Here is a 6,030-nt window from a genome sequence, read left to right as displayed (position 1 = left end):
CTGCAGGATCGCCTTCTGCTCGGTCTCGACCTGCGACACGCGCACCGGGCCGCGCAGCTCGATGTCCTCGCGCAGCGTCTCGGCGGCACGCTGCGACATGTTCTTGAGGAATTTCTCGCGCAGCTCGGGCGCCGAGCCCTTGAGCGCGACGATGAGCGAGTCGGACTCGATGTCCTTGAGCAGGCGCTGGATGTAGCGGTCCTCCAGGTCGAGCAGGTTCTCGAACACGAACATTTCCTCGACGATGCGCTGGGCCAGCGCCTCGTCGTGGGCGCGCACGTGGGCAATGGCCTCTTCCTCCTGCGCGCTGTTCATCAGGTTGACGATCTCGGCCGCGGTGCGCGCGCCGCCCAGGCGGCTGCGCTTGAGGCCTTCGCCCGAGAGCATCTCGGTGAGCACGTCGGTCAGCTCGGCCAGCGCGGCCGGCTGCACGCCGCCGAAGGTGGCCACGCGCAGGATCACGTCGTGGCGCAGGCGCTCGGGCAGCCGTTCGAGCACCTCGGAGGCCTTCTTGCGGTCCAGGTGGACCAGCAGCGTGGCCAGGATCTGCGGATGCTCGTCGCGCACCAGCTCCACCACCTCGCCGGCTTCCAGGTCGTTGAGCCGCTCGATGCCGCCGTGCGGCTCGTCGGGTTGCAGGATGTCCTCGAGCAGGTTGCTCGCGCGGTCGTCGCCCAGCGCCTTGCGCAGCACGGCGCGGATGTAGCTGCCCGAGCCCAGGTGCAGCGCGGACAGCTGCTCGGTCTCCATGCGGAACTCGGCCAGCACGGCCGCGAGCTCGTCCTTGGAGACCTGGCTCAGCCGCGCCATGGCCACGCCCAGTGCCTGCACCTCGGTGGCGGGCAGGTGGTGCAGCGTGGCCGCGGCGCGGTCTTCGCCCAACGACATCAGCAAGATTGCGCTCTTCCGGGTGCCTGCGTCGCTCATGAATTCATCCAATGCTTGATCAGCGTGGCGACCAGGCGCGGGTCCTGGTCGGCGGTCTGGTGCGCGTAGTCGAGGTCGGCCTTCTGGCGCTCGATCTCGCGCAGCCGCGCGTTGTTCTGCGCGACCGTTCCGTCGTCGTCGGCCGCGCCAGGGGCGGCCGGCGCCGCTTCAGGCACCGCGGCGGCGGGCGGCGCGAGGTGCTTGCGCAGCAGCGGCCGCAGCACCGCGAACCAGGCGAACAGCGCGAGGCCGGCCATCAGCAGGTACTGCGCGACGCTCATGGCGAGCCCGAGGTTGGCGGGGTCGCGCCAGAACGGCAGCGCGGGCCCGGCTTCTGCGTCGCCGCCTTCGCGGGCGAAGGCGCTGTTGACCACGTTGAGCGAGTCGCCGCGCTCCTGGCTGAAGCCCATCGCTTCCTTGACCAGGTTGCGGATCTGCTCGATCTCGGCCGGCGTGAGCGCGCGCTGGCCCGGCTTGCCGGCGCTGTCCGCGGTGTCGCGGTGGTTCACCACCACGGCCACCGACAGCCGCCTCACGCCGCCCGCGCCCTGCTGCACATGGCGGATCGAACGGTCGAGCTCGTAGTTGGTCGTCGTGTCCTTGCGCGAGCTGCCCGGTGCCGTGCTGGCTGCCGTGGCGGTTGCCGCGGGCTTCGGCGCGGGTGCCGCGGCGTTCGGCGGCGCGGTGATGGGCGCGCTCGGCGTCTGCGGCGGCTGGTTCGACAGCGCGCCCGGCACGCCGCCCGGCGGCGTGGCGCCCTGCTGCATCGACTCGCTGGACTGCTGGCTGCGGACGGCCGCGGCGCGCGGGTCCTGGTTCGGCTTGTAGCTTTCCTCGGTGCGCTCGACCACGGAAAAGTCGATCTCGGCCGCCACCTGCGCGCGCACATTGCTCGCGCCCACGAGGGGCTGCAGGATCGCCTCGATGCGGCGGATGTAGCCCTGCTCGATTTCCTGCGCGTACTTGAGCTGGCTCACGTCCAGCCCGCGCGCGCCGGCATTGGCAGCCGACAGCAGGTTGCCGCGCTGGTCGACCACGGTCACGCTCTTGGCGTCCAGGTCGGGCACGCTGCTGGAGACCATGTGCACGATGGCGCTGACCTGGCCTTCGTCGATGCTGCGGCCGCGGTGCAGCGTCAGGATCACCGAGGCCGAGGGCTTCTTCTGGTCGCGCACGAAGAGCGAAGGCTTGGGCAGCGCCAGGTGGATGCGCGCCGATTCCACCGAGCCGATCGATTCGACCGAGCGCGCCAGCTCGCCTTCGAGCCCGCGCTGGTAGTTGACCTGCTCGGCGAAGTTGCTGGTGCCGAACTTCTGGTTGTCCATCAGCTCGAAGCCGACCCCGCCGCCCTTGGGCAGGCCCTGCGACGCGAGCTTCAGGCGCACTTCGGGCACCCTGTCGCGCGCCACCAGGATCGCGCCGCCGCCCTCGGCGAACTTGTAGGGCACGTTCATCTGCTGCAGCGACGCGATGATGGCGCCGCCGTCGCGGTCCGTCACGTTGGTGTAGAGCACGCCGTAGTCGGGCGCGCGGCTCCACAGCAGGAACGCCGCGGCGGCCGCGGCAATGGCGGCCGCGCCGACGATCAGCGGCAGCTTCGGCTGGGTGCGCAGGCGCTCGGCAAGGCCGGAGGCGGGCGAGGGCGCCGGGCCGGTGCCCGCGGGGGCCGCCGAACTCATTGCGCAACCTCCACCGCGGCCGGATGCACGGGGCGGCGCGGAGTCTTGGCGAGGGGCTGGAGGCTTCGATGTTCTGGGGTCATGCCGAGGGGGCCGTGGTGTCGTCAGCGAGCTATGGGTTCGGCGTTGATTCTCAGCAGCCGGGCCATATTCGATTGGTCGAACAACTGCGGGTTTTGCCATCAGTTGGGCGCATGTCGCCGCGGCTTCGCCTGCTACGCTGAAAACACGCGGGAAGGCCCTGGGCCTCCCTCTTCATCGCCAGATCCAACCCATCCAGAGAGAGCTCTCCATGTCGATCACCGCCATCGAATCCGTCCTGCAGCAGATGCGCGCCACCGCGCTCCAGAGCGGCATTGCGCAACCCGCCGCCGAGGCGGTCCAGCCCGGGGGCTTTGCGGCCGAGCTGCGCCGCTCGCTCGACAGCATCAGCACCGCGCAGACCAAGGCCTACGGCCAGGCCGAGGACTTCGAAATGGGCAAGCCCGGCGTGGCGCTGAACGACGTGATGGTCGACCTGCAGAAGGCCAACGTGGCTTTCCAGACCGGGCTGCAGGTGCGCAACCGGCTGGTGGCGGCCTACCAGGAAGTGATGAACCTGCCCGCCTGAACGCCGAGGTTGTGGGGCGCGCATCTTTTTTTGCGCCGGACTCTAAATGTTTGAAAAGCCCTGCCGATAACTAAACCAACGATGGCTTGAGTCTCACAGTGGGAGCGGGTCCAGCGTTGCGGCCTGAGGGCCGGAGTCCACAACCTTTGTCTATCAGGAGTCGAACATGGCGCAAGTCATCAACACCAACAGCCTTTCCCTGCTCACGCAGAACAACCTCAACGCGTCGCAATCGTCGTTGAACACGGCGATCCAGCGCCTGTCCTCCGGCCTGCGCATCAACAGCGCCAAGGACGACGCCGCCGGCCAGGCCATTGCGAACCGCTTCACGGCCAACATCCGCGGCCTGACGCAAGCCTCGCGCAATGCCAACGACGGCATCTCGCTGGCGCAGACGACGGAAGGCGCGCTCAAGGAAGTGAACAACAACCTGCAACGCGTTCGCGAACTGTCGGTGCAAGCCGCCAACGGCAGCAACTCGGGCAGCGACCTGCAGTCCATCCAGGACGAAATCAAGCTGCGCCTCGGTGAAATCGACCGCGTGTCGAAGCAGACCGACTTCAACGGCGTGAAGGTCCTGTCGTCGTCGGCCAAGCCGCTGACCGTGCAGGTCGGCGCCAACGACGGCGAGACCATCGACATCGACCTGAAGGAAATCAGCTCGAAGACGCTCGGCATGCAAGGCTTCAACGTGGCCGGCCCCGGCGCCACGGCTGCCTTCGCATTCGACGGCGTGACCGGTTCGGCCGCTGGCGATGCGCCCACGGCTGCCCAGCTGAAGTCGCTCTACGGTTCGACCACGGCCGTCACCACGACCACCGTCGCCGAGAAGACCACCGACGACCTGTCGACCAAGCTCGGCCTGGCCGCAGGCGGCGCCACGCTCACCGGCAACACCGTTGCCGACAAGAACGGCAACCTGTTCGCCGAAGTCTCGATCACGCCCACCGGCGCCGGCGAAACCTCGTCGCTCATCAACCAGGGCTTCACCGGCGCGGTCGACGGCACCGCCATGTTCCGCTACATCGCGCTCGACCCGGCTTCCGCCGACACGGCCACGACCGCCGGCACGGCTGCCTTCACCGTCGACACCTCGAAGGTCTCGGTCGCCAGCCTGCAGACCGGCTCGACCGCCAACCCGCTCGAAGCCATCGACGCAGCGCTCAAGCAAGTCGACGACCTGCGCAGCTCGCTGGGTGCGGTGCAGAACCGTTTCGACTCGGTGATCTCCAACCTGGGCACCGCCATCACCAACCTGTCGTCCTCGCGCTCGCGCATCGAAGACGCCGACTACGCAACCGAAGTGTCGAACATGACCCGTGCGCAGATCCTGCAGCAAGCCGGTACCTCGGTGCTGGCCCAGGCGAACCAGACCACGCAAGGCGTGCTGTCGCTCCTGCGCTGATCTGAAAAGGCATTGCGCAGGCCGCCGGGCGAAAGCCTGGCTCCGCCTGCGCTGTTCCCTGCGGCCTGGTTCCGGCCAGGCCGCAGACGACAGCGAAAGCAATCCTGACAGCCGCCGCCGCCTTCTCATTCACAGACATCAGGAAATTTCAACATGGCATCGATCAGCAGCCTGGGCGTGGGCTCCAACCTCGACCTGAGCACCTTGCTCTCGCAGCTGCAGACGGCGGAGAGCCAGCCGCTGGTGGCGCTGCAGCAGCGCCAGGTGAGCTACACGAGCAAGCTCTCGGCCTACGGCACGCTGCAAAGCTCGCTGGGCACGCTGCAGGCCGCGGCCAAGAAGCTCTCGGACCCGGCGCTGTTCCAGGGCGTGAAGGCCGTCTCCAGCGCAACCGACGTGCTGACCGCGGCAGCCGCAGGCACGGCCGCGGCCGGCACCTATGCGATCGACGTGACGCAGCTCGCGCAGCCGCAGTCGCTGGTGGCGGCGGGCCAGGCGAGCACCACCGCGGCCATCGGCAGCGGAACCATCACCATCGATTTCGGCGCCATCACGGGCGGCACGCTCGATGCGGCCACCGGCACCTACAGCGGCTCCGGCTTCACCAAGGACGCCACCCGCACCGCCGTGCCGATCACCATCGACAGCAGCAACAACACGCTCGCGGGCATCCGCGACGCCATCAACGCCGCCAAGGCCGGTGTCTCGGCCAGCATCGTGAACGACGGCAGCGGCACGCCCAACCGGCTGGTGCTGACCTCCTCGCAGACCGGCGAGGCCTCGAGCATGCGCGTCTCGGTAGCGGGCGATGCAGCGCTGCAGAACCTGCTGAACAACGATCCCGCGGGCACGCAGAACCTGCGGCAGACGGTGGCGGGGCAGAACGCCAAGCTTAGCGTCAACGGCATTGCCGTGACCAGCGCGAGCAACACCGTCAAGGAAGCCATCCAGGGCACCACGCTGACGCTGCTCAAGACCGGCAGCAGCAGCCTCTCGACCCAGGCCGACACGGCCGCGGTGGAGACGGCCATCAACGATTTCGTCAAGGCCTACAACAGCCTGCAGGCCACGGCCAACACGCTGACCGCCTACAACCAGGACTCCAAGACCGGCGCCGCGCTCGTCGGCGATTCGACGCTGCGCAACCTGCAGACGCGCATCCGGCAGGCGCTCACCACGCCGCAGGCCGGCGGCCCCGACGACATGAAGGTGCTGTCCGAGATCGGCGTCGCCTTCCAGAAGGACGGCACCATGGCGGTCGATTCGACCAAGCTCAAGTCGGCCCTGGCCGGCAACCTGGCGGGCGTCTCGGGGCTGTTCGCGAGCGCCACCGGCAGCACCGCCGGCTACGGCAAGCAGCTGAGCGCGCTGGTGGACGACCTCACCTCCACCGGCGGCGCGCTCAAGGT

Annotated in this window: 5 protein-coding genes; 3 read left to right on the top strand and 2 right to left on the bottom strand. The window is 68.6% G+C overall.

The genetic code is table 11. The features are described 5' to 3' along the window. Nucleotides 1-927, bottom strand: a 927-nt coding sequence (gene fliG / locus AC1DOC_RS15690) for a flagellar motor switch protein FliG (RefSeq protein WP_478130051.1), incomplete at its 3' end; no start/stop codon positions are given. After that, nucleotides 924-2,606, bottom strand: a complete 1,683-nt coding sequence (gene fliF / locus AC1DOC_RS15685) for a flagellar basal-body MS-ring/collar protein FliF (protein ID WP_478079547.1) — start codon at nt 2,604-2,606, stop codon at nt 924-926. The genes fliF and fliG, both read right to left, overlap by 4 nt. A 292-nt stretch (nt 2,607-2,898) precedes the next feature. Between fliF and fliE the strand changes: the two genes are divergently transcribed. The 3 genes from fliE to fliD form a co-directional block, all read left to right on the top strand. Continuing rightward, the gene (gene fliE / locus AC1DOC_RS15680) at nt 2,899-3,216 is read left to right on the top strand and encodes a flagellar hook-basal body complex protein FliE (protein WP_027730282.1); all 318 of its coding nucleotides are present in this window, start codon (nt 2,899-2,901) and stop codon (nt 3,214-3,216) included. 166 nt (nt 3,217-3,382) lie between these two features. Further along, complete coding sequence (locus tag AC1DOC_RS15675; protein ID WP_412511703.1) at nt 3,383-4,621, top strand: FliC/FljB family flagellin; 1,239 nt, start codon at nt 3,383-3,385, stop codon at nt 4,619-4,621. A gap of 153 nt (nt 4,622-4,774) precedes the next feature. Continuing rightward, the coding region (gene fliD / locus AC1DOC_RS15670; protein ID WP_478130050.1) for a flagellar filament capping protein FliD at nt 4,775-6,030 on the top strand (1,256 nt) is incomplete at its 3' end.

The sequence above is a fragment of the Variovorax sp. 01T439_2 genome (genome assembly GCF_056398445.1).
The sequence above is the reverse complement of the archived record's forward strand: the minus strand, read 5'-3'. Positions and strand labels throughout refer to the sequence as shown.

What these genes read in the sequence shown, in the direction of transcription:
- fliF (WP_478079547.1), bottom strand. Translation starts at nt 2,606, where the DNA reads ATGAGTTCGGCGGCCCCCGCGGGCACCGGCCCGGCGCCCTCGCCCGCC.
- fliE (WP_027730282.1), top strand. Translation starts at nt 2,899, where the DNA reads ATGTCGATCACCGCCATCGAATCCGTCCTGCAGCAGATGCGCGCCACC.
- AC1DOC_RS15675 (WP_412511703.1), top strand. Translation starts at nt 3,383, where the DNA reads ATGGCGCAAGTCATCAACACCAACAGCCTTTCCCTGCTCACGCAGAAC.